Here is a 24,039-nt window from a genome sequence, read left to right as displayed (position 1 = left end):
ATCTATTAAACTAATTCAAATACTCCGGCAGCTCCCATTCCGCCACCAACGCACATTGTTACAATTCCGAACTGCTCTCCACGGCGCTTCATCTCATGTAATAAAGATAAAGTTAGTTTCGTACCAGTACAGCCAAGTGGATGCCCTAATGCAATCGCTCCACCGTTCACGTTTACTCGGTCTTCATCAAGACCTAAGTGACGAATAATTTGAATTGATTGAGAAGCAAAGGCTTCATTTAATTCAAATATTCCAATATCAGATAAGCTTAATCCTGCTAATTTAAGAGCTTTTGGAATTGCTTCAACAGGTCCAATTCCCATAACTTCAGGAGCTACTCCAGCTACTGCAAAAGAACGGAATTTTAATAATGGACTTAGTCCTTTTGCCTCTGCTTTTTCACGATCCATTACTAATACTGCTGCAGCCCCATCACTTGTTTGTGAAGAGTTTCCAGCCGTTACCGAACCTCTCACATTAAATGCTGGTCTTAATTTAGCTAATACTTCAGAAGATGTACCTTCTCGAACACCCTCATCTTGAGAGAAAGTAAAATTCTTTTCTTCTAATTTATTGTTTGCGTTAACTGAACGTAGCGTTACATCAACTGGAACGATTTCGTCCACAAAGCGACCTTCTTTAATAGCAGCTGCTGCGCGCTGATGACTACGAACTGCAAAAGCATCTTGATCCTCTCTTGAAATACCATAACGATTGGCAACTTGCTCAGCAGTATGCCCCATACCCATATAATATTCAGGTGCAGTTTCTACTAATCTACTATTTAAACGAGCAACATGTCCTCCCATCGGAAGTAAACTCATTGATTCTGCCCCGCCTGCAATAATAGCTTCAGAGTGACCTAACATAATTCGTTCACTTGCATAAGCAATACTTTGTAGACCTGAAGAACAATAACGGTTAACTGTAATTCCTGGGACTGAATGCGGTAATCCAGCTAGAGCCCCAATATTACGCGCCATGTTAAATCCTTGCTCAGCTTCCGGCGATGAACAACCAAAAATGATATCATCGATTGGACCATCGTAATTACCCGCACGCTTTAATGTTTCTTTTACAACTAATGCCCCTAAATCATCTGGACGAACTGTTGCTAGTGATCCTTTTTTTGATTTACCTACAGGTGTTCTCGCACCCGCTACAATAACAGCTTCTCTCATGTTCTTCCCTCCATCTCCGATTAATTACGTAACGGTTTTCCTTTAACAAGCATATGTTGCATACGTGCTTGAGATTTCATTTCAGAAATTAAACTTAAAAATGCTTCACGTTCAATATTTAATAAATACTCTTCGTCTACTAACGTTCCGAATGGTACTTTTCCACCTGCAATTACATACGCTAATTTCTTAGCAATTGTTAAATCATGCTCACTAATATAGCCTGAATAGTACATTGAATTTGCACCAGCTAATAATGTTGCGTAACCAGATTCCCCAACTACTGGTACTTTTTCACGAATTGGAGCACTATAACCAGCTTCATATAACTCAAGTACACGTTGTTTTGCTTCGTAAATTAAGTGATCTGCATTAAATACTTTGCGATCATTATGATTTAAGAAACCATTTTCAAATGCTTCTTGAGCAGAAGTCGATACTTTTGCCATTGCAACTGTCTCAAATACTCGATTTGCAAGACCTTGTAGGTCAAACTCAACACCTTCTGGGAACTGTTTTAATTGTTTAATGTAAAGCTCTTTACTACCGCCCCCACCTGGGATTAAGCCTACTCCAACTTCTACTAAGCCCAAATACGTTTCTGAAGAAGCAACTACGCTAGCAGCTGGTAAACAAATCTCAGCACCGCCACCTAATGTCATTCCATAAGGGGCTACAACTACCGGCTTATCAGAGTATTTGATTTTCATCATTGCTTGCTGGAATCCTTTAACAACCATTTCAATTTCAAAATAGTTGTCATCTTGTGCTTCCATTAAAATCATTGCTAAGTTAGCACCAACGCAGAAGTTTTTAGCTTGGTTTCCAATAACTAAACCTTTATAATTCTTTGAAACTTCATCAACTGCGAAGTTAATCATTTGCGTAATATCCATACCAATTGCATTGCTCTTTGTATGGAATTCTAAGCATGCAACTCCATCTCCAAGGTCAATTAAACTCGCGCCTGAATTTTGTTTAATAATTCGACCTTGTTCTTTTAAAACACTTAGTTTAACTTCTTTATCATTTCGAACTAGCTCTTCATATTGGCCATTATGATAGAAGCTAGTAACTCCATTGTCTTGTTTATAGAACGTATCGTTACCACTATCGATCATATTTTTAACCCAATTTGGTACCGATTGGCCTTCGCTTTCCATTCGTACGACTGATTTAGATACACCAATTGCATCCCAAATTTCAAATGGTCCTAGGTCCCAGCCAAATCCCCATTTCATTGCTTGGTCAATCCCGACAATGTTATCAGAAATCTCACCAGACAATTCAGCTGAATAAACTAATACCGGGCTAATAATGCTCCATAAGAAATTACCTGCACGATCATCAGCGTATACAAGCGCTTTCAACTTATTTGCCAAGCCTTTAACTTGTTTAATGCTTTCAGTTGAAGCTGTTTTCAAGCTTTTTCTTTCTCCATATTCAAATGTGCTTGGATCTAATTCCAAGATTTCTTTACCTTGCTTCAAGAAGAATCCTTGCCCAGACTTACTTCCAAGCCAATTACGATTAGCCATTTCTTTCATAAATTCTGGAACTTTAAATACTTCTTTCTCTTCGCCTTCTACTAGTTCATAAACATTGTTTGCCACATGGATAAATGTATCTAATCCAACTACATCCAATGTACGGAATGTCGCACTAGAAGGACGCCCAATCATTGGACCAGTAATTGAATCAACTTCTCCAACGCTGTATCCGCCTTTTAGCATTTCTTGTACAGTTACAAGTAATCCGTAAGTTCCGATACGATTTCCAATAAAGTTTGGAGTATCTTTTGCTAATACAACACCTTTACCTAAAACATCTTCTCCAAAACTTTTCATAAATGTAAGTACTTCTTCAGATGTATGTTTAGTAGGAATAACTTCTAATAATTTTAAATAACGTGGTGGGTTAAAAAAGTGAGTGCCTAAGAAATGTCTCTTGAAGTCATCTGAACAGTCTTCAGACATTGCTTCAATTGAAATACCTGATGTATTTGAGCTCACGATTGAGCCTGGTTTGCGGTATGCATCTACACTAGCTAATACTTGTTTTTTAATCGCTAAATTTTCAACTACTACTTCAATAATCCAGTCAACTTCACTTAAACGACTCATGTCATCTTCAAAGTTACCTGGCTCAATTAACGCTAAGTTTTTCTTAGATGCAAGAGGAGCTGGCTTTTGTTTTAATAATTTCTGAATAGCCGTTTGACTAAATCGATTACGAAATTCTTTGGAGTTAGTAGTAAGACCTTTTGCAGCATCTTCCTCAGATAGTTCTCTTGGGACAATATCAAGTAGTAATGTAGGAATACCTATATTTGCCAAGTGTGCAGCGATACCAGATCCCATCACACCTGAGCCGAGTACAGCGGCTTTTTTAATTCTTTGGATCATATGCATTTCTCCTCCTCATATCTTGAATGAATACTCATTCACTTTCTGGATAGAACAATCCATTATCAATGAGCACCTCTTCTTCCACTATATGATAAATTCTTATTTTTCGCAATAAACAAAAAGTTCAAATTAACAAAATTTTATATATAATCTAAATTCCTTACTCTTCTTTTTTTATCACACTCCATTTTTTACTAATAAGTTTATTTAAATAGGTTAGTCTAAGAAATGGAGGTGATAAGATATGAAACGTGAAAGAAATCCATCAAAGGGTGGAGTTAGTGCAGCAAGTGTTCAAGGTAATGCAAGTCACGGAGATCAAAAGCAAGAAAAAGGAAGACAAAGTAACAATCAGCAGTATGGTAAAAAAAATATGGGACAGTAAACTTTTTTCACTAAAAAATCAATAGCATAACTAAGACCTTACTGATTTATGTTATTAATTGAATAATGTTGTTTTACTAATAACTACTTATCACAAAAAATCCTGTATAAAGAGAAAAAGGCTGACTAAAAAGGATCCTCACTCAATCCTTTTTAGTTAGCCTCTTTAATTTTAAAATTATTTACTGAACATACCTTTTAATACGAATGCAACGTTTGCAGGACGTTCTGCTAGACGACGCATGAAATATCCGTACCAGTCTGTACCATAAGGAACATAAACTCGCATATTATATCCTTCTTTAACAAGCTCTAATTGACGCTCAGTACGAATACCATATAACATTTGGAATTCAAATTGATCATTTGGAATATTATGCTCTTTTACTAATTGCTTTGTATACTCAATCATTGCTTCATCATGAGAAGCGATTGCAGTAAAGTTACCGTTTAATAAGTGCATTTTAATGATTTTTTTGAAGTTTTCATCCACATCTTTTTTCTCTGGGAATGCTACTTCTGCTGGCTCTTTATAAGCACCTTTTACTAAACGTAAGTTAGGTTTTAAGCTATTTAAATCTGTGATATCAGCTTCAGTTCTATATAAATAAGCTTGAATAACTGTTCCGATATTATCGTACTCAGATTTTAATTGCTTGAAGATACGAATCGTTTTTTCACAACGAGAGAAATCTTCCATATCAATTGTAACGAATACACCACTCTTTTTAGCTGCCTCTAAAATACGACGCATATTAGCTAAAACTAACTCGTCCGAAATATCAAGACCCATTGAAGTCATTTTAAGAGAACATTGTGAATTTAATTTTTCTTTTCCAATCGCCTCAATTGCTTCAATACAGTGATCAGCCATTTCATTTGCTTCTTCAACAGTGTCTACGAATTCCCCAAGATAATCAATTGTTACTTTTAAATTCTTTTTATTTAAGTCCTTAATAACTTTTGTAGCTAAATCGATTGTTTCGCCTGCAACAAAACGAGCTGCACCAAATCTTAGGCCATATTTTTTAGCCATTTTAGTTAAAAACTTATTTTTAGACATAAATAAAAAAGCATTCTTCATAACTTGTTCCATTTCCTAACCCCCAAAATTTAAACTTTACTTTTCTCTCTATCTATAATAAATGTATCATTTAATGATTTTTGTTAAAACAATTTTTTAATAATTTGTCGAATTTTGTTTATTGAGAAATGTATGCCCTTACTAAACATTATAGTATCATAATTTGTGACTATAGTCATCTTTGAAATTTATGGATAATTATTATTACTTATTTTTGTTCGCTATATTCTCTCTATGTTGGTCATTTAATGCTTTAATTTCTTTGATTAAATTAACAACTTCTTCTTTTGCTTGAGGATATGTATCATTCCAATGTTTTACTAATGCTGGCATTGATTTTGATATGTATGTATACATAACCCACTTTTCCACTTTTGCTTGTTTTTCCTCTGACCAATCTCCTAATAACAATTCCGTATATTTTTTTAGTAACGCATCAAATTTTGCTTCAAATTCATTTTCCAACGAAAACCCTCCCATATTTTTATTATGTTTTCAAAATCTAATTTATTTTTCCTTTTTTTACCTAAACCTATTTACTATGAAATTATATTATATCTTCAACCAGTATTTAGATGATTATTAAAAAATGTAAAGTAAAAATAATATATTATTTGAATTTTTGTATGTGTAAGTTGATTTCCAACAAAAAATTTTCACTTGCCGAATTGCATTACGCTGATCCTTCTCGCCTTAAACATCTAGTGAGCTCAATTTCATAATTTGTTCACATTTTCACAAACTTACAATCGTTTTTTATTTGTATACTATGTATGTGTTTATAAAGAGCCCAAGGAGTGAACCTATTTGGAACGTGATAGTATCCAATATTGTATCGAATTAGCCATTAAAAAAAAGAAAATCCTTGATCAAAGCTTAGTTAAATATTTAACACGTGCTGCATTAGCTTCTATTTATATAAGCTTTATATTAATTGTCTGTTTAAAGTTAGCAGAATTATTTAGATTGCAGAATTCACCCTTTTCATCTGTAGCTTATCCACTCGTTTTCTCTACAGCATTAATTATGATTATTTATGGTGGTGGGGAGTTATTTACTAGTAATACAATGTATTTTACTTTCTCAACATTAGCTAAAAAAACTTCAAAACTAGATTTAGTAAAAAACTGGATTGCATGTTACACAGGCAATATTATTGGAGCATTTATTTTTGCGTTTATTTATTTTTTTACTGGTTTAGCAAAAGATTTTCCAGCTGATCACTTTTTAACTAGTGTAGTCGACCATAAAATTCATGCATCATCTTTTCAATTATTTTTTAAAGGTGTTTTATGTAACTGGCTTGTATGTCTTGCTTGTTTTTTACCAACTAGATTTAAAGATGATCTGGCGAAAATGTTACTGATCTTTTTATTAGTATTTGCTTTCTTCTTCTCTGGATATGAACACAGTATCGCAAATATTGCCGTCTTTACATTATCATATATTATGCCACATAATGTAGCCTTTACATTTAGTGATATATTGCATAATTTAATTCCAGTTACATTCGGAAATATTATTGGTGGTTCAGTTGGTGTCGGAATGGCATATTACTTCTTGAATAATGAACGAAAATTAAAAGTAAAAGAATTAAAGCGCGTTTCATAAAACTAAACTACCTGTCTTTGTTTTTTTGAAGACAGGTTTTTTCGTGCAAATCTAATTTTATTATGGTAATAATGATTTTATAATGAAAATTTTTCCTTTTTTGGTGGTGTGAAATTTGAAATACAATAATTTTGTTCGATTTATTATGTTCATTTCATTACTTTGTTTCCTTTTATTATCATATGGCTTCGTGAAAGGTGCTTATACAGTTTTAAATCCACAGAAAAGCAAACTAATCGTGAACAATAATGCTCAGAAAAATGATCAAAATGACAGCGTTCACAAAAACGATAAACTAAAGATTGTTGCATTAGGAGACTCTCTTACACGTGGTGTCGGTGATGATGAAGGAACAGGATATGTAGGAAGATTAAAAACCATACTTCAAAAAGAGTATAAACAATCAACAACTATTTCCAATTTAGCTGTTAGTGGTGCAAAAACATCAAATTTACTTAATGATTTAAAGAAAAAAAATATACAAGAAACGATCGGCTCTGCGGACATAATCGTTCTTTCCATTGGAAGTAATGATTTATTCCCTGGCGCTAATCAATTAAATGAACAATTTTTAAAGTCATATCGACCAGATGAAAAAACGTTTAAGAATAATCTACAAACAATTTTTAAACTAATACGTCAAAAAAATTCTACAGCATCTATTTATGCGTTTGGCTATTATAATCCATTTCATAATGTTCAAGGTTTAGATGCATCGTCAAGTTTTGTTTCGAGATGGAACAATCTACTCGAATTATCGGTGCTTCAAACTAATAATACATACGTCATTCCAACATTCGATTTATTTTTTAATGAAGAAAAGAAATATTTGTACACTGACCATTTTCATCCAAACAGAGACGGTTATATTGAAATGGCAAATCGCTTAACTAGTAAAATAGGAAGTCAGCTTCGAGGTGAGTCGAATGAATAAAGTTCTCAAATTAGATGGTGTTACAAAAAGCATTAAAGGAAAAGTACTAGTCGATAAAATTTCATTTGAAGTGTATGAAGGTGAAGTTTTTGGCTTTCTAGGTCCAAATGGAGCTGGAAAAACAACAACTATTCGTATGCTAGTCGGATTAATCAAACCAACAAAAGGAACAATTGAAATCGCTGGTTATCCTGTTAAAACTCATTTCAAAGAAGCGATGCGACAAATTGGATGTATTGTAGAGAATCCAGAATTATACGGTTATTTAACTGGATGGGAAAATCTAAATCAATTTGCGAGAATGTTAGGAATTATAGATGATAAAAAAATAACCGAAGTCGTAAATTTAGTAAAATTAACCGATCGGATTCATGAAAAAGTAAAAACTTATTCACTCGGAATGAAACAAAGGTTAGGAATTGCTCAAGCATTACTTGGAGGCCCAAAACTTCTTATTTTAGATGAACCAACAAATGGATTAGACCCAGCTGGTATCCGTGAATTACGTGAATTTATTCATATGCTTGTAAAAGAGCAAAATATAAGTGTATTTATTTCAAGTCATTTATTAAGTGAAATAGAAATGATTTGTGATCGCGTAGGAATTATAAATAAAGGAAACATGGTTAGAGTTTCTACAGTAAAAGAATTAGTAAAGGAAGCTGCTGAAAGAGTTGAATGGCGAGTTTCTCCGATACAAAAAGCTCTGGATTTATTAAAAAAGGATTCTACGATTCAAGATATATTAATAAAGGATGAGCTTATTCTATGCCGAATGTCGCCTATCAAAATTAATGAGGTCATTCAACAATTCGTAGCAGAAGATGTACAAGTACATGGCGTTAAAACCATGTCTGAAACATTGGAAGATTTATTCATGGAAATGACTGGAGGCGAAGTTCGTGGCTGAACTAATTAGACTCGTCTTTAACGAAATTGAAAAAATGGTTAGGAAAAGAAGAATACTTGTTATCTTTTTCATTTTAGCAGTGCTAATCCCCATTTTTGTTTATGCTCAACTGCAACAAACTGAAGAAACAATTAAAAGACTAGGTACTGATAATTGGAAAGTAGCACTTCAACAAAAAATAGTCGACCAACAAAATAGATTAAACTCATCAGGAATACCTGAAGAGTGGAAAAGTTGGTTAAAGGTTCAAATTGATCAAGAGCAATATTATTTGGATAATGACATAAATCCTACTACGCCAGGTGCACCTACATTTATACGAAAGTTAATTGAACAAAGTATTGGATGGCTACTTCTACCTTTATTGGTCATGGTCATCACAATCGATATTATATCTGGTGAGAAAAGCGACGGTACGATAAAAATACTACTAACCCGTCCCATCAAAAGGTGGAAGGTTTTACTTAGTAAATACATATCAATTTGTTTATTAATCTCCTTTCTTCTCGTTCTATACGGTTTATTGGCATATGTCGTTTCAGGATTTGTTTTCAGCTTTAAAGGCTGGACGGTACCTGTGTTAACAGGATTTGTCATCAAAAATAACCAGCTACTAACCGATTCAGTTCAACTGATTCCTCAATGGCAATACATTATAATGGCCTTTGGACTTGCTTGGTTCGTATGTATTGTAATTGGAACTCTATCATTTATGGTATCAGTATTAGTTAGAACGACACCAGCTGCAATGGGAATAATGCTAGCCGCTCTAATTACAGGTAGCGTCTTAAGCGGACTAGCTACATCATGGTCAGGAGCTAAGTACTTCTTTAGTGTAAACCTTGGTCTGACTGACTACTTAGCCGGTCAGCTCCCTTCCATAGAAGGACTAAACATGCACTTCTCTCTAATGAATTTATCAATATGGGGAATATCAGCTTTAATAATCTCTTTCATCGTATTTATTAAGCAAGATATGAATTAAATAGAAAGGGGATCGAAAAAGTTTAAATTCTTTTCCGATCCTATCCCCTCCTTTCCTGTTTTATCAGTCCTTAATCCTTTCCTGCTCTCCCTGACCTTAATGGTTCCACGTGGATATGAGTATATTGAATTCCATGCTGTTCTTGTAATATCATTTCGATTTGGTCCGTGATGCCGTGACTTTTACTCACATCTATTCCTCCGTCTACTTCTATGACTACATCTGCAATCGTTGTATTCCCATACATTCTTGCTCTTAAATCTACAACTTTATGTACTCCTGGTACCTTATCGACTGTTTCCGTAAAAAGATTCATTTCTTCTGGATCAAATCCATCCGTTAGCAGTAAGGTAGCATCGTAAAAAATCTCCCATGCTGTTTTGCAAATAATGACACCTACTAAAATGGCCGCAATTGGATCGATAATAGGAAAACCAATCGAAGCACCAAGAACACCGATCGTCGTTCCGAAGCTAACTAATGCATCAGATAAATTATCTTTTGCAGAAGCCTCAAGCCCTTTACTCTTCGTTCTCTTGGCAACTTTATTATTATAAAAGTAAATGCCAAACATAAAAATTCCGGAAGCAAATGCAACTACAGCTGCTAGTCTATTCGGAGTCTCAAATTTCCCAACGAAAAGTGACCGAATATTTTCAATGATAACCTGTAAACCAACTGACATCATAATAAAAGACGCAATTAAGGTAGCTATTTGCTCCGCTCTCGAATGTCCATAAGGATGGTCTAAGTCTCTCGGTTTTCTTGCGATCCTTATTCCAATAAATACAGCCAAAGTCGCACCTATATCAGTCACATTGTTAAGTCCATCAGCTAAAAGAGCACTAGAATTTGTATAAAAACTAACGAGTACTTTTACTGTGGCAAGAACTAAATAGGAAATAACACTTAAAAAAGCAGCATAGTCTAATTGCTTTTGAAGATTTTTCTCCATGAACTCACCCCGCCCTAATAAAAAATCATATGGGCTTATCATACCCATAATGCAATTTTTCCATTTTAAGTAAAAAAAACAGACCCGAATAATCGAATCTGCTTTGTATTTGTCTTTTTCCCATCTTACATCTAAATTATAGTGGCTTCGGATTATAGCTTGATCCAGTTAAATCTGTTAAGTCACAAACTGTTTGCCATAATTCAGGATAAAATTCAAATCGAACAGCACGTTCTAATGCTTCTGCAGGTACTCCTTTTAAGCTCTTTGTATTCATACCAATCATTCGGCGTACAAGTTGAATATGTTGTCTGCGGAAAGACTGGAATCTTTCATCAAAGCAAGTTAATTCTTGCATCAATTGAAATAACTCAAAGTTTTTAGCTGCATCTTGGTGTAATTGAACAGGTGTAAGTAAATTTTCATCTAATAGATCTTTAAATGGCTGCCAAAGTGTTGGACCTAATTTTAAGATTTCATTAAATCCTGGAGAATCTTGACCGCTACCTCTTCCTAGTGCTAAACGAATAATATGATAATCGCTTGGACTTACTAGTTTTACCATATCAAAAACTGCTGGTAAATGTACAAGGTGATTATTAATGCGTTGTAAATGATGTGATGCTTTTGTAATCTCTTTTGCACGCATATGTTTATCTGCAAAATGAATAGATTGGATGATTAATTTAAAATGCAACTCAGCAATTTGGTGAACTGTTTGAAACGTTAATTCATCTGGACAAAATAATTCTTCATCAGATTTTTGTAAACTTAATAATTCTTCTGTTCGAATATACTTCTCGTAATCTGTCAGTTTTTTTTGCTCTTGTGTCATTTCTAAATCCCCCTATACTAATTTACGTAATACTGCTCGTACTGGACTACCATCTGCATCTGTTAATGGTAATGGTAATGCAATAAGTTCATATTCACCTGGAGTTATATTTCTTAAATCAATTGATTCAAGAATATGAATACCGGCATGATGAAGAGCATGATGTGCTTCTAACTCCTTACTATCAAGTGGATCTACTGAAGGTACATCTACTCCAACTAATTTAACGCCTTTTTCGTGTAAAAACTCTGCTGCATCCTTTTCAATATGTGGAATTCTCTCTGGGAAAACGCTATCATTTTTCCATGAATTTGTCTTAATTAATAAACGTTCTACACCATCTAATTGAAAAGCTTCTAAATCCGATTTTTTAATACTATCTACTTCAATCAGCTCGATTACTTTTGCAATCCCTACATATAAATTAGGATCTAAATCTATGACTCTCTTACCATTTTCATCAAAATGAAATGGCGCATCAATATGCGTTCCCGTGTGGGTACTTAAAGTTAACTTCCCAACATTAACAGAGCCACTTTCTTCTTTTGTCCAACTCAATTGGAATGAAAAATTCGTATCACCTGGCCATACAGGCATACCATCTTCGAGTCTTCTTGATATATCTATTAATGGCATGGCATTCAACTCCTAAGCGATGATTTCTCGTTCATTCTTAAACTGTTCATATTGCTTCTCAACCATGATTTTCTTTAAGATTTGTACACTATTCCAAACATCTGTATAAGAAGTATAAAATGCGATTGGTGCTAATCTGATTACGTTTGGTGCCCTAAAGTCAGGAACAATTCCATTTAACTTTAATGATTTACAAATCCTTGCAGCATCATCGTGCTCAAGACAAACATGTCCACCTCGATATGAATCTTCAAGTGGATTACCAATTGTAAAACCAAAGTCACATAATTCTTCATTGATTAAGCTCATTAAATAAGCTGTACTGTGTAAAGACTTTTCTCGGATTTTCTCAATCGAAGCCTCTTTATACATTTCAAGTGAGCCAACAAGCGGTGCCATACTTAAAATATGTGGTGTACCAATTTGATAAGCACCAACTGTATCAGACGGAACAAATTCATGCTTCATATCGAACTGCTTTTCTTTATTTGATCCGAACCAACCAGCTAATCCAGGCATTGTCCCAAAATGCTTTTCGTGAACAAATAAACTTCCTACTCCACCTGGTCCGCTATTTAAATATTTATAATTACACCAATAAGCAAAATCCACATCCCAATCATGGAACTGATGAGGGATTGCGCCAACAGAATGGCATCCATCAAAACCAATTATTATTCCACGCTCATGTGCAGCTTTTGTTAATCTCTCTATATCTAATAATTGTCCGCTTCGGTATAAAACAGTTGGAAGAATAATTAATGCAATTTCATCAGTCATTGCTTCAATAATATCTTCTTCTCTAATTGTTCGACCATCACGGCTTTTAACTTGAATTAAATGAGTTTCCGGATCAAAGCCCTTTAATTTTAATTGACTTTGAATAGCATAAATATCAGACGGGAAGTTTAATTCATCCGCTAATATTTTCGTTTTCTGACCACTTGGATGATAAAAAGATGCAATTAATTGGTGAAGATTTGTAGTTGTCGAACCAGTTACAATCACTTCATTCTCTTTTGCCCCAACTAACGGTGCACTTAATGCTCCCAATTTTTCCGCAAAATAATACCATGGATGATCGCCCTGCATCCATCCATCGATTGCAAGTGTCTTCCATGAATCTAATAAATCTAGTAAACTTTGTTCTGCTCTTTTTGAAAGAAGTCCTAGAGAATTCCCATCTAAATAGATTGTATTAGGTTGTAAATAGAACTCATTACGATACTTTGATAAAGGATCTTTTTGATCTAGAAATTCTGCAAATTCTTTTGTTGGTTGAAACATCCCCTTGTTTTACCCCCTTGCAAAAAATAACCTACTATATTAAAGGTATTGCGATTAATAATATATGTCAATATTTTCTGAATATAATATTTAATAAAAAAAGTGCCAACAAATCCAAATTATTACTATCCTAGATTTTGACACAATTTATTCTTCTATTTAATTGCATTTCCTTACAAATGTAAGTCACGTTTCTTAAACAAAACATACGTGACAGTTGTTAATATAATGATTAATCCGATCGAAATAGTTGTATAAATTCCGTCGAATCCTCCACCATACATAGTATCTTTCGCTTCAAAATACTTAAACGGTGTAATATATCTCAAACCTTCAATCCGATCATTCAAATCAATTGCAATTGATATTATAAATGTGATTAATAGAATACCAGTTGCATAAGATGCAGCTTTTTTGGAATTTTTACAAACTGCAGCTATAGCCGAACCAATAACTAAAAATAGCAGCTGTAAAATAAACATACCGACCATTACAACAGCTATATCGCCGTTTACATCCTCACCTTTACTATACTTACCAACTATTAATACACTAGATAACCACGTAATACCATTAAAAATAAGAATATTTACTAGACCACTCATTAATTTATAAGTTATGATCTTAATTCTAGAAATAGGTTTTACAAATAAAAACTCTGCTGTTTTATCACGTTCTTCTTTGGAAATGATATTAGCTCCCAACATTGCTGCGTGAATAGTAGCCATTAAATATAAATATAAAACTAAGATGCCAAAATATCCGCTTGCCTTTGATAAATCTAATTCTCCTGAACCCATTATCGCTTGAAGAGATTTCGGCATTTGATTAAAAAGTTCAGTTATTTGGCCATTTGAAGCTGTTGCCTTATATTTTGCCATTCCACTGCCTACTAGAAAAACAATACCGATACACCAAAATATAATCGATTTACGATATGTCTTCATTTCTCTAATAAAAATATTCATTTCCACCCTCCCTTTCCTTTCGTTTATACTGCATGAACATCCTTCTTTTTATAAATTACAAAGCTTGCTATGATTGAAACGATGATTATTCCAATTGACACAATCAAAAATTGAGATTCAAATTTTGAATGAGCAATAATATATTTTGGTTCAAAATATTTAAAAGGTGATAGAAGTCGTTTAACATTGCTTTCATCTGTAGCAACTACCATTCCAACTACAAAAAATCCGAAAACAATAGCAAGTGAAATTGATAGAATTGCTTTGATTTTTGGAAATACAACTGAAATGAGAATACCAATTCCAAAAAAAAGTAACTGTGTAATAAACAACGAAACAGAGAGTAATATAATTGACTTACTACTATAATCAGCTGTTTTTACATGCTGCGCCATCATAATGGTCGCTGCTAAATAGAATACATTTGTAATCGCTAATGAAACAATACCTGCAAAAATTTTTGAAGCCATAACTTTAGTTCTAGTTACTGGTTTTGTTAAAAGAAAATCGGCTGTTTTTTCACGTACTTCTTTTGAAACAATCGAAGTACCTAAAATCATCGCTTGAATCGCTCCACAAAGAGAAATATAAATAAATACATAGGAATAAAATCCTAAAACGCTCCCAAAGCTCTCAATCTCAAGTCCAAGTGCTTTTCTTACCCCTTCAGGATAACCCTCCAACACTTTTGAGAATTCTACATAGTCCTTTGCAATAGCTGGAAAAAGAGATAAGAAAAAAACGACGATTGCCATTAAAGAGGCCGTCCAAATAAAGGTGGATTTCCGATAAGCTTTTAATTCATGTAAAAAAATATTCATTGCTTATTAGGCCTCCTTTTCATAATAATGTAAGAAAATTTCCTCCAGGTCAGGTTCTTCAATCCACAAATTTTCAATTTCGATTTCCGCTATTTTCTTCAAAACTTTATTTATATTGCCTTTAAAAATAAAGCTAATCGTTTTACCTTTGACGGAGGTATTATTTACACCCGGCATATTGAAGAAATTTGGCTCTATTCCATTTTGACTATCTATTTTAAATCGTTTGTAATTGTTTTCTTGTAATGTGCTGATCTTTTCAACAGTTACAATCTTACCTTCTTTAATAATTGCAACTCGATCACATAACCGCTGAACTTCACTTAATATATGAGATGAAAATAAAATCGTAGCTCCTTTTTTGTTTTCTTCTTCTAATAAATCAAAAAATCTTTGTTGCATTAAAGGGTCAAGTCCACTTGTCGGTTCATCCAAAATGATTAACTTAGGTTCATGCAATAATCCTTGAACAATCCCTACCTTCTTTTTATTCCCTAAAGATAAATCATCGATTTTCTTCGTTAAATCGAGGTCCATTACTTCAGCTAATTCTTTTATTCGTTTCGTGCAATCTTTTTTATAAAAACTAGCTGAGTATTTTAACAAATCCATTACTTTCATATTGTCATAATAAAAAACTTCAGATGGCAAATAACCGATTTCTTTTTTTATTTCTGGAGCAAACTGTACACAGTCTTTTCCAAATATTTTAGCGCTACCACTCGTAGGATAAATTAACGAGAGTAAAGTTCGAATTGTAGTTGATTTACCTGCACCATTTGGACCAATAAATCCGAAAATTTCTCCCTCTTCTATATTGAAACTGATATCCGTGATTCCTCTTGAATTGCCGTAGGTCTTCGTTAAATTGTTAATTTCAATCGCGTACATATATGAACCTCCCGCATTATTTTGAAATATTCTAATGTGATTATTACAAAACTAGTATATACCTCATTCACTAAAAAGAGAATATGTTTTGAAATAATTTTAATAAAATATTTCAAAACATGATATACTATTGTATAGATAATGACGGAGGTTACCTATATTGGACGGATATAAAAAACGAACTCTACAAAAAATGGAGAACATTGAAAAAAGTACAACTAAATTATTGTCATTACCATTAAATGATATAAAAATAGCAGATATTGCAAAATTAGCGAATGTATCACAAGTATCAATTTACAATTATTATGGAAGTAAGGAAGCACTATTAAAGGCAACAATTATTCGATTGATGGATCATCAATATGAAGAAACAAAGCAAATGCTTTCAAGTGATATTCCTTTTAATGAAAAAATTAAGGAATTATTTATTCGTAAGAAAAACGGTCTGGATATTATTAATCTTGAAATGTTTACAGCTTTAATGAAAAAAGACCCCGAACTGCAAGAATTAGTTTTAGATTTTACAATGAACAAATCATTCAAATTGCTGATCTCGTTAATCGATGAAGGACGTTCACTTGGTTTAGTTCGAAATGAAGTTCAAAACCAAACATTATTAATCTATATTCAAGTCTTAAGCCAAGCTTTTTTAAATATGGACCAAACGACCTCACAATATATCCAACAAAAAGAAGTAATAGATGAAATTATGAATTTATTCTTATATGGATTACTGAAACAAGAGGATTAAAATATAGAATATAAGGCAAATAAAAAAAGGCATCTTTGCTTGAGCAAAGGTGCCTTTTTTTTGGAATATTCTTCTAGGTAACCTCATCCATAGATTTGTATTATCTTACTCTTTTCGCTCATAGAATGAATTACCTATGATTTATTTTAATCTCTTGGAGGATGCTATGCGTAAAACTATTCTATGGTTTAAAGAAAATTGCGATGAAATTAAACGAGGTTTAATCGGTGGATTTACCATTTTCAGTCTAGCTACTATTTTTTTCACAACTGATTCATCAGTAGGGTACAACCAAAATGCATGTGTAAAATGGGAGTATAACAAATCTGCACAAGTCAACGTCTGCTCGATTTACAAAACATCTACTACTAACACTATTCCATACGGATCAATGCTGAAGGAGAGGTAAGAATAGAAAAAGGATAAGGTCTTTGCCTTATCCTTTTTTTCTACTGACCAGCAACATCCCTCTTCTTAAAGAGCTCACCAGCAGTAATAAGAAATAGCAAAATATAAATGACCAACACTGTAATAGAAAATTCAATTCTCATACCATTTTCTATATTGATCCCTTTAGTGTATACCGTTAAATCAGTGTGCATAAATGGTAAAAACTTAGACCAGCTTTTTGTTCTTAATAATGTTGCTATCACATCTGAGGTTGCTAGTAGAATTATGCTTATTAACAAAGAAATACTACTTGTCCTTAAAACTGTTGATAAGAAATAAGCCACTGCAACAAAAAACATGTATGGTAGTAGATTAATTAAATAATCGTGTAGTAAACTTTGTAAAATACCTTGCTCTACTACATGGTTATTTACATATTGTAATACCGGTTGTGCACTAAAATTTAAACCGTTTAATGCACTACCTATAATAAATGAGTAGATAATGATTGCAAAAGAAAAGATGAAATATAATATTGCCAAACTTATAAATTTTGCATAATAGATCATTCTTCGTGTTGATGGTTTAACGAGCAAGAAATTAATCGTTTTCCACTGATGCTCTTTTGACATCATATTACTGGCAAAATAAATAAGAAGGATTCCTATAAAGTTCGTTATGACCGCACCTTTTTTCATAAAGTCCAAAACAGTGTGTTGTTGAATTGTTGAGATATTATGTTCAAGACGATACTTATTCATTTCATATGTCTCTTTCTGTTCTTTTGCTAATGCTGGTAAATCGGACGAGCTTTGCTCTGCTAATGCTTCTTCTATCTTTTTATTTTCTATTTGTAATTCTGTTCTCCAATTTTCAGCCTTGGCTGCTCCTCTTTCCTTCTCTATATAATCCCATCTTCCTAGAACAATAATTGGGATAAATAATAAAATTAACGAAATGATAAATGATTTTTGAACGAATATTTTACGTAATTCGTTATCTATTAATCGAATAAAATTACTCAATGACATTTCCTCCTGTCAATTGAATGAACAAATCTTCTAACCTTTCCTTTTTGCGAGTTACATAATAAATCTCTATTCCAGCTAGAACTAACTCTTTCATTAATGGTGGAATCTCTTCCTCATCTATTTCAAAAATAATTGATTGATCATTAATAATGTCAAATTTGTACTTGTTATCTTTGTTTATAAAACTACTTTCAAATGCTTTCGTGCTTTTTACAACTATTTCGATAAATAACTTCTCTCCACTTTTATCATTCAACTCAATTGATTCAACAAATTGACCATTTTGAATAATAATGGAACGATCACAAATCAATTCTATTTCAGATAATAGATGACTAGATAGTAGGATTGCTGTTTGTTCGACCTCAGCAATACGTTTTAAATAATCACGGATTTCTCTTACTCCAGCCGGATCTAATCCGTTAGTTGGCTCATCTAAAATTAAAATTGAAGGATTATGTAATAACGCTTGAGCAATTCCTAATCTTTGCTTCATCCCTAAGGAATAGGTTGAAAACTTTTTATGTATGGCATTCGAAAGTCCAAGTAAATCAATAACCTCGAGAACTCTCTCCTTTGAAACACCTTCTAACATTCGAGCAAAATACATTAGATTTTTATACCCACTATAAAAAGGATAAAATGCAGGAGTTTCAATCATTGCTCCGATATGTTTGATTGATTCTTTAAAGTTTTCCTTAATCGAATTACCTTGGATATAAATCTCACCACTCGTGATACTCATAAGTCCTACAATCATTCGCATAGTCGTCGTTTTTCCTGAACCATTTGGTCCAAGTAAACCTAAAACTTCACCTTTATATAGCTCAAAACCAATATCTTTAATAATCATTTGATTACTAATCGTCTTATTTACGCTTTTTAGCTCAAGAACAATATCTCGATTCATCTTGAAGCCTCCTATATGTGTAGTAATCTCTTATTAACTATAAAGTTTTCCCCTTCCCTTTCTCAATAATTAATGCTATTCTCATGGAAGGAATTGAAAGGAGAACTTTATGAAAAGAATACCATATTACTTAGTATTTGGCTCATTTATCCCATATTTATTAATCTTTGCTTTACCTTTTTTACCTGTTTCTGGGAGCTTAAAAGCTGGTCTGATTGCTCTATTAGTTATTCTTGGAGAAGGAATGTTTTGGATTGGTGGAGTATTTGTAGGTAAAGATGTTATGACGAACTATCGTAAAAAATTGAGCCCAGCAAAATGGTTTAAAAATAGAAGAAAGCAAGAAAATTGATGGATAAAGGGATGCTCTCATTAAGAGCCCTTTTTTTTATGCAAAATATTGGGTGTGGATAGAATGCAACATAATGTTAACTCTGTTGATAAAGTTGTGAACAATGTTTATAAAGTAGTGATTTTTATTTATAAATTCATAGGATTCAAATTCAAGTGTATTTTGTATGTTGATAACTAGTGAATTCAGACTGAAAAGTACGAATTTATATCGAACATTGTTGATAAAGTTGTGAACTTCGTTGATCTACAATCCTTCTAAATCTGCAAGAATTTGATTAAAACTCATTATAAAACGCAAAAAACCCACAAAATTGTGGGTAGACAAAGTACAAAAAACTTATTTGCCTTCTAATTGCTTCCATTTATTTTGCATAACAGGTGGTTCATAGTTTTGCATTAGTTTTAATAGGTCGTCGGCATTTTCTGCAACAACAAATAATGAAAGTGTATTCTCGTTCATAAATCCTTCTTTTACAGCATGTTTAAGTAAATCTAACACAGGGCTAAAGAAGTTATCAACATTTAATAAACCGATTGGCTTATTGTGGATTCCAATTTGTGCCCAACAAATAATTTCAAATAATTCATCGAAAGTACCAATTCCGCCCGGCAGTGCAATAAACCCATCGGACATCTCGTTCATTAAAGCTTTACGCTCATGCATTGATTCTGTCTCAATGAATTGCGTTAGCCCTTTATGGGCAACCTCTCCTCGAAATAATCCACCAGGCATAATGCCAATGACATTTCCACCTTGTTTTAATACTTCATTTGCGATTTCTGCCATAATCCCTAGTCTTGATCCACCATATATTAAATCTATATTATTACTAGCAAATAAGGCACCTAGTTTTTTTGCTTGAAGACTAAATGACTCTCTAATCCCAAGATTTGAACCAGCATAAACACAAATTTTCTTCATAAAATGTCACTTCCTTCGATGTATTTTACTTTATTTTAACATATCTTTCGATTAGGATTGTAAAGATAAAGTTAACTAATTATTTTTTAGGAGTTGAAAAAATGAATTTAGGTACCATTGGAACAAGCTGGATTACAGAAAGTTTTATCGAAGCTTCAAAGGATAGTAAATTGCTTAATTTAACTGCGATCTATTCTAGAAATGAAGAAACTGCAAGAGCATTTGCCTCAAAGCACAACGCTCCTAATTTTTTTACGAACATTGAAGAGTTAGCAACAAGCCCTGATATCGACGTAGTATACATAGCATCGCCGAACTCATTGCATTATGAACAAACCATTTTATTATTAAAAAACAAAAAACATGTCATTTGTGAAAAACCAATTTTTTCTACAACTAATGAATTAGATCATGCCTTTAGTGTTGCAGAAGAAAATGGAGTTTATTTATTTGAAGCAATTCGTAACTTCCACTCGCCAAACTTTACAGCTTTAAAAGAAGGTCTAGGAAAAATCGGCCAAATTAGAAGTGCTAATCTGCATTATTTACAATATTCTTCTAAATATGATGCATTCCTTAGAGGCGAGAATCCAAATGTATTCTCTCCCGAATTTTCTGGTGGGGCATTAGTCGATTTAGGTGTTTATCCAATTTATGTAGCGATTGGTTTATTCGGAAAACCAGCTTCAGTAAATTACATACCTGTAAAATTACGCACTGGTATTGATGGTAGTGGAACATTAGTATTAAATTATGAAAACTTCACTTGTAGCATCCAATGCTCTAAAGTCTCTCAATCATATATTGAAAGTGAAATTACTGGTGAAATTGGAACTTTAGTTCTTGATAAACCATCTCCAATTTCAAAAATTACTTTAATTAACCATAAATCAAAGCAACGAGATTCATTGGAAGTTAGCCAAGTACCAAATGATATGCTATATGAAATCCAAAATATTACAAGCATAATAAAAAAATCAAATATAACTGAATATAAAAAATTAAAAGAGCTTAGCAAGCTAGTATTAACAGTAACTGAATCTGCGAGAAAGCAAGGCGGAATTGTTTTTGGAGTTGAAAAGAATTAGTGTTTAAAGTCCAAAAAGTAAACCTTGGTTATCAATACAATAGAGGACATAACCCATTTGAGGTATAGATTATTTATGTAGAAGCTGATTAAAAAGATTAATCAGCTTTATTATTTTTTAATATACAACAACCCATCCAACCCCTGGCACAAAGTACCATCTTCTACCATTCAGGATATAATATCCTCCATGCCAATAACCTCCTGGTCCAGGAAAACCATGTCCCGGACCATATCCTGGTCCGTGTCCTGGTCCATACCCTGATCCATGCCCATGTCCATGTCCTTGACCTGGTCCATACCCTGATCCATGCCCATGTCCTTGACCTGGTCCATATCCTGGCCCATGCCCATGTCCTTGACCTGGTCCATATCCTGACCCATGCCCATGTCCTTGACCTGGTCCGTATCCTGGCCCATGTCCCTGTCCTTGACCTGGTCCGTATCCTGGCCCATGTCCCTGTCCTTGACCTGGCCCGTGTCCCTGTCCTTGACCTTGACCTGGTCCATGTCCTGGCTGAGTATATCCTGGTCCAGGATATCGACTATATAGCTCATCAAAAATCATGCACTCACCACCTAAATAGAATTATATCCTTATAACTTATTAATTCTGGTAAAGGCATGAGCAAGTACTAAGACATTTAGCTAACTTTATTTATTTAATTGATGTTTATGCCTATAAATTTATATGCTTTTTTTAAAATTCTTACGATAATTTCTTATTCAATACTTTCTTCAAGTTCTTTATATAAAGCAATACTTTTTATGTCTAATTCTTCAAGTTCTCGTTGATAATTCTGTAAAATAGTTAGATCATTTTCAATCAACATTTGTTTATTGATTTCACTGACTGCTTCTTCTAAAGAATAGATTTCATTTTCAATGTCTTCGATCGTTCGCATTTTTGTTTTTAATTTTATCGGTTTAGAATACGAATTTGTTTTAATTACTTTTTCTTTTTCTCGATTATTTCGATAGATCATCATTTTTTCTTTTGCAATTTGGTATTCATCAATAAATTCAAAAAGTGCCCCATCTTCTAACCAATAAATTTTTGAAAATAGCTTGTTTATGAAATAACGGTCATGTGAGACAGAAAGAATCGTTCCTTTAAATTTTTCAAGAGCGTCTTCTAATACTTCTCTAGATTCAATATCTAAATGGTTAGTAGGCTCATCTACGATTAATAAATTAATATCTTGATACATAAGTTGAGCCAATCTTAATCTCATTCTCTCTCCACCACTAAGTTGACTTACTTTTCGATAGACCATATATCCATAAAATAAAAAGCCTGCTAATATATTACGCGCTTCACCTTCTGTAACATGTACTTCCTCCCTGAATTCCTGAAGTACTGTGTGATCTGAATGAATTGGTTCATAATGTTGCGATAAATAACCAATTTTTACGTTACTACCGAGTTTAATTTTTCCTTCCTCGATTGATAACTGACCTAAAACCATCTTCAACAAGGTTGATTTACCCGTACCATTATTACCTACAATAACTGCTCTTTCGCCATAGTATAGTGAGAAGTTAAGCTGTTTAAATAAAACATTGTCCGCAAAGGATTTGGAAAGATTTTCAGCAATAATTACATCTTTTCCACTACGACCAGATTCCTCTAACTGAAATGCCATTTTCTTTTTTTGTAATATAGGGCGTTTTAATCTCTCAATTCGTTCTAGTGCTTTTTCCATACTTCTAGCTCTTCTATGCAAACCAGCATTTGGTGGATTTGCTTGATTAGCCCATTCTCTTAAGCGTTTAATCGTTTCTTTCATTTTTTGTATTTTCTTTTGCTGCTCTTCAAAAGCCTGGAATTCTTTTAGTAATCTTTCTTCTTTTTGGATGACATATTGTGAATAATTCGTATGGTAGACGTTAATTTCGCCATCTTCTAATTCTAAAATATGATTAACTACTTCATCTAAAAAATAGCGATCATGCGAGATGACAATTATCGTTCCTTCATACTCCTTTAAGTATGATCCTAACCACTCAATAGCGGATAAATCTAGGTGATTCGTTGGTTCATCAAGTAATAGTAAATCAGGTTGTTGTAAAAGGACGATCCCTAATCCAATTTTTGTTTTTTCTCCACCACTTAAAGAAGCAAACTGCTTTGAAAGTAGGTCGGTGATTCCTAAACCATTAGCAATTTTTGCAAGCGAAGCTTCCATCTCATAACCACCGTTATTACTAAATTTCTCTTGTAATAATCCATAACTTACTAACAATTGTTCTAAAGTACGTTCATCTACCGTATTAGACATTTTTATTTCTATTTGCTTCATTTCATTTTCTATTTTCCGTAATTCTTCAAAAATGGTTAATAATACATCCTTACTAGTCATCTCATCTGGAAAAACAGGAATTTGAGCTAAGTACCCTGTTTTTAATCCTTTTTTAAAATGAATTGACCCAGTATCAGGTGCTTCTATACCCGTTAAAAGTTTAAAAATGCTAGTTTTACCGCTTCCATTTGCTCCAACTAAACCTACACGGCTACCTTGATGTATTTGAAATGATAAATCCGTAAAAAGTGAATTTCCACCAAACATTTTTGAAATTTTTTCTATACTACATGCAATCATGTTTAATTCTCCTTCTATTTTCCGTACCAATCCATAGAAAAAAGCCATAGACTAATGAACCCATCCATGGCTTAAATAATGATTTAAATAGAAGTGTG

At 33.2% G+C, this 24,039-nt stretch carries 25 protein-coding genes; 9 read left to right on the top strand and 16 right to left on the bottom strand.

Annotation, left to right across the window (positions count from 1 at the left end):
- Positions 1-5 precede the first annotated feature (5 nt).
- Together B6K90_RS19910 and B6K90_RS19905 are read right to left on the bottom strand one after the other, a co-directional pair.
- Positions 6-1,181: an acetyl-CoA C-acetyltransferase gene (locus B6K90_RS19910; protein WP_088014502.1), complete on the bottom strand. Its 1,176-nt coding sequence runs from the start codon at positions 1,179-1,181 to the stop codon at positions 6-8.
- Positions 1,182-1,201: 20 nt separating this feature from the next.
- Entirely contained in the window at positions 1,202-3,583 is a 2,382-nt protein-coding gene (locus tag B6K90_RS19905) for a 3-hydroxyacyl-CoA dehydrogenase/enoyl-CoA hydratase family protein (protein ID WP_088014516.1), read from the bottom strand.
- A gap of 250 nt (positions 3,584-3,833) precedes the next feature.
- Between B6K90_RS19905 and B6K90_RS19900 the strand changes: the two genes are divergently transcribed.
- Positions 3,834-3,974 (top strand): YuzL family protein, encoded by a 141-nt coding sequence (locus tag B6K90_RS19900; protein WP_088014501.1) that lies wholly within the window; start codon positions 3,834-3,836, stop codon positions 3,972-3,974.
- Positions 3,975-4,151: 177 nt separating this feature from the next.
- Here the strand turns inward: B6K90_RS19900 and B6K90_RS19895 are convergent, their stop codons facing one another.
- A complete protein-coding gene (locus tag B6K90_RS19895) occupies positions 4,152-5,069 on the bottom strand; it encodes a proline dehydrogenase family protein (RefSeq protein WP_088014500.1) in 918 nt (305 codons plus the stop codon).
- A gap of 192 nt (positions 5,070-5,261) precedes the next feature.
- Entirely contained in the window at positions 5,262-5,522 is a 261-nt protein-coding gene (locus B6K90_RS19890; RefSeq protein WP_235821860.1) for a DUF2573 family protein, read from the bottom strand.
- A gap of 342 nt (positions 5,523-5,864) precedes the next feature.
- Here B6K90_RS19890 and B6K90_RS19885 point away from each other — a divergent pair, with 342 nt between their 5' ends.
- The 4 genes from B6K90_RS19885 to B6K90_RS19870 all read left to right on the top strand — a co-directional run bounded on the left by B6K90_RS19885 (position 5,865) and on the right by B6K90_RS19870 (position 9,497).
- The gene (locus tag B6K90_RS19885; RefSeq protein WP_088014498.1) at positions 5,865-6,668 is read left to right on the top strand and encodes a formate/nitrite transporter family protein; all 804 of its coding nucleotides are present in this window, start codon (positions 5,865-5,867) and stop codon (positions 6,666-6,668) included.
- A gap of 115 nt (positions 6,669-6,783) precedes the next feature.
- On the top strand, positions 6,784-7,602 hold the full coding sequence (locus B6K90_RS19880; RefSeq protein WP_088014497.1) for a GDSL-type esterase/lipase family protein: 819 nt from the start codon (positions 6,784-6,786) through the stop codon (positions 7,600-7,602).
- Positions 7,595-8,512: an ABC transporter ATP-binding protein gene (locus B6K90_RS19875; protein ID WP_088014496.1), complete on the top strand. Its 918-nt coding sequence runs from the start codon at positions 7,595-7,597 to the stop codon at positions 8,510-8,512. The genes B6K90_RS19880 and B6K90_RS19875 overlap by 8 nt, the downstream gene beginning before the upstream one ends.
- A gap of 25 nt (positions 8,513-8,537) precedes the next feature.
- Positions 8,538-9,497: an ABC transporter permease gene (locus tag B6K90_RS19870; RefSeq protein ID WP_268875917.1), complete on the top strand. Its 960-nt coding sequence runs from the start codon at positions 8,538-8,540 to the stop codon at positions 9,495-9,497.
- A 70-nt stretch (positions 9,498-9,567) separates the two neighbouring features.
- Here B6K90_RS19870 and B6K90_RS19865 read toward each other — a convergent pair whose 3' ends face one another.
- The 7 genes from B6K90_RS19865 to B6K90_RS19835 all read right to left on the bottom strand — a co-directional run bounded on the left by B6K90_RS19865 (position 9,568) and on the right by B6K90_RS19835 (position 15,890).
- Positions 9,568-10,452, bottom strand: a complete 885-nt coding sequence (locus tag B6K90_RS19865; RefSeq protein WP_088014515.1) for a cation diffusion facilitator family transporter — start codon at positions 10,450-10,452, stop codon at positions 9,568-9,570.
- A 136-nt stretch (positions 10,453-10,588) separates the two neighbouring features.
- On the bottom strand, positions 10,589-11,287 hold the full coding sequence (locus tag B6K90_RS19860; protein WP_088014494.1) for a tryptophan 2,3-dioxygenase family protein: 699 nt from the start codon (positions 11,285-11,287) through the stop codon (positions 10,589-10,591).
- 12 nt (positions 11,288-11,299) lie between these two features.
- Positions 11,300-11,923 carry an arylformamidase gene (gene kynB / locus B6K90_RS19855; RefSeq protein WP_088014493.1) on the bottom strand — a complete coding sequence of 208 codons (624 nt, stop codon included), beginning with the start codon at positions 11,921-11,923 and terminating at the stop codon, positions 11,300-11,302.
- Between the two features lie 12 nt (positions 11,924-11,935).
- Entirely contained in the window at positions 11,936-13,210 is a 1,275-nt protein-coding gene (kynU, locus tag B6K90_RS19850) for a kynureninase (RefSeq protein WP_088014492.1), read from the bottom strand.
- A 173-nt stretch (positions 13,211-13,383) separates the two neighbouring features.
- Positions 13,384-14,178: an ABC transporter permease subunit gene (locus B6K90_RS19845; RefSeq protein ID WP_088014491.1), complete on the bottom strand. Its 795-nt coding sequence runs from the start codon at positions 14,176-14,178 to the stop codon at positions 13,384-13,386.
- 23 nt (positions 14,179-14,201) lie between these two features.
- Positions 14,202-14,999: an ABC transporter permease subunit gene (locus tag B6K90_RS19840; protein ID WP_088014490.1), complete on the bottom strand. Its 798-nt coding sequence runs from the start codon at positions 14,997-14,999 to the stop codon at positions 14,202-14,204.
- 6 nt (positions 15,000-15,005) lie between these two features.
- Entirely contained in the window at positions 15,006-15,890 is an 885-nt protein-coding gene (locus B6K90_RS19835; protein WP_088014489.1) for an ABC transporter ATP-binding protein, read from the bottom strand.
- A 160-nt stretch (positions 15,891-16,050) separates the two neighbouring features.
- On the opposite strand from B6K90_RS19835, the gene B6K90_RS19830 reads away from it, so the two are divergent.
- Positions 16,051-16,644 (top strand): TetR/AcrR family transcriptional regulator, encoded by a 594-nt coding sequence (locus B6K90_RS19830; protein ID WP_088014488.1) that lies wholly within the window; start codon positions 16,051-16,053, stop codon positions 16,642-16,644.
- A gap of 166 nt (positions 16,645-16,810) precedes the next feature.
- Positions 16,811-17,053: a hypothetical protein gene (locus B6K90_RS19825; RefSeq protein WP_088014487.1), complete on the top strand. Its 243-nt coding sequence runs from the start codon at positions 16,811-16,813 to the stop codon at positions 17,051-17,053.
- A gap of 40 nt (positions 17,054-17,093) precedes the next feature.
- Here B6K90_RS19825 and B6K90_RS19820 read toward each other — a convergent pair whose 3' ends face one another.
- Both B6K90_RS19820 and B6K90_RS19815 read right to left on the bottom strand, forming a co-directional pair.
- Entirely contained in the window at positions 17,094-18,059 is a 966-nt protein-coding gene (locus B6K90_RS19820; RefSeq protein WP_167555441.1) for an ABC transporter permease, read from the bottom strand.
- A complete protein-coding gene (locus tag B6K90_RS19815; protein WP_088014485.1) occupies positions 18,052-18,975 on the bottom strand; it encodes an ABC transporter ATP-binding protein in 924 nt (307 codons plus the stop codon). The genes B6K90_RS19820 and B6K90_RS19815 overlap by 8 nt, the downstream gene beginning before the upstream one ends.
- 109 nt (positions 18,976-19,084) lie before the next feature.
- Here B6K90_RS19815 and B6K90_RS19810 point away from each other — a divergent pair, with 109 nt between their 5' ends.
- The gene (locus tag B6K90_RS19810; protein ID WP_056468839.1) at positions 19,085-19,327 is read left to right on the top strand and encodes a transporter suffix domain-containing protein; all 243 of its coding nucleotides are present in this window, start codon (positions 19,085-19,087) and stop codon (positions 19,325-19,327) included.
- A 339-nt stretch (positions 19,328-19,666) separates the two neighbouring features.
- On the opposite strand, the gene B6K90_RS19805 is transcribed toward B6K90_RS19810, so the two are convergent.
- Positions 19,667-20,251, bottom strand: a complete 585-nt coding sequence (locus B6K90_RS19805) for an LOG family protein (protein ID WP_088014484.1) — start codon at positions 20,249-20,251, stop codon at positions 19,667-19,669.
- Between the two features lie 101 nt (positions 20,252-20,352).
- Here B6K90_RS19805 and B6K90_RS19800 point away from each other — a divergent pair, with 101 nt between their 5' ends.
- Positions 20,353-21,339: a Gfo/Idh/MocA family protein gene (locus B6K90_RS19800; RefSeq protein ID WP_088014483.1), complete on the top strand. Its 987-nt coding sequence runs from the start codon at positions 20,353-20,355 to the stop codon at positions 21,337-21,339.
- Positions 21,340-21,456: 117 nt separating this feature from the next.
- Here the strand turns inward: B6K90_RS19800 and B6K90_RS23845 are convergent, their stop codons facing one another.
- Both B6K90_RS23845 and abc-f read right to left on the bottom strand, forming a co-directional pair.
- Entirely contained in the window at positions 21,457-21,906 is a 450-nt protein-coding gene (locus B6K90_RS23845) for a hypothetical protein (protein ID WP_088014482.1), read from the bottom strand.
- A 154-nt stretch (positions 21,907-22,060) separates the two neighbouring features.
- A complete protein-coding gene (gene abc-f, locus B6K90_RS19790; RefSeq protein WP_088014481.1) occupies positions 22,061-23,941 on the bottom strand; it encodes a ribosomal protection-like ABC-F family protein in 1,881 nt (626 codons plus the stop codon).
- Positions 23,942-24,039 lie beyond the last annotated feature (98 nt).

Source organism: Gottfriedia acidiceleris, from assembly GCF_002128425.1.
Lineage (GTDB): Bacteria > Bacillota > Bacilli > Bacillales > Bacillaceae_G > Gottfriedia > Gottfriedia acidiceleris.
This window is presented reverse-complemented; position numbering and strand designations above follow the sequence as displayed.